The 431-nt window shown below is 62.4% G+C and carries 1 protein-coding gene; it reads right to left on the bottom strand.

Features of this window, described 5'->3' with window-relative positions:
* The coding region (locus ACKLNA_RS29170) for a hypothetical protein (RefSeq protein WP_408987854.1) at positions 1–431 on the bottom strand (431 nt) is incomplete at both ends.

Here is a 431-nt window from a genome sequence, read left to right as displayed (position 1 = left end):
TCGTATTCGAAAGCCAGCGGGTGATCCTGGCCGTCATCCACACCGACCAAGCGGCCTAAACGGTCATAGCGATAGCTGACCTCAACCCCGTCCGGCAGGGTCTTGAGCAGTAGGCGTCCGGCAGCATCACGTTGGTAGCCGGTGACCAGCGTCGAGCCGTCATCACCGTACTCGGTCTTCTCCAGCAGATGGCCGTTGCGGTCATAGGCATAGGCGGTGCGGCGGCCATCGAAGCCGGTTTCCTGTCGGATCAGTCCGGTGGGCGTGTAGTCCAGCCGGTACTTCTCGCCGGACTCGTTCTCGATCTCCGTGAGCAACAGCTGCGCATGGTCGTAGCGGTACTGCAGCCGCGTACCGTCCGGGTTGATCCGCCGGCTGACCAGATGCAGGTCGTCGTCATACTCGTAGCGGGTGATGCGCCCCAACTCATC

The organism is Pseudomonas sp. UV AK001, assembly GCF_046097675.1.
Lineage (GTDB): Bacteria > Pseudomonadota > Gammaproteobacteria > Pseudomonadales > Pseudomonadaceae > Aquipseudomonas > Aquipseudomonas kribbensis.
Note: the sequence above shows the minus strand (reverse complement) of the source record. Positions and strands in the feature narration are given on the sequence as shown.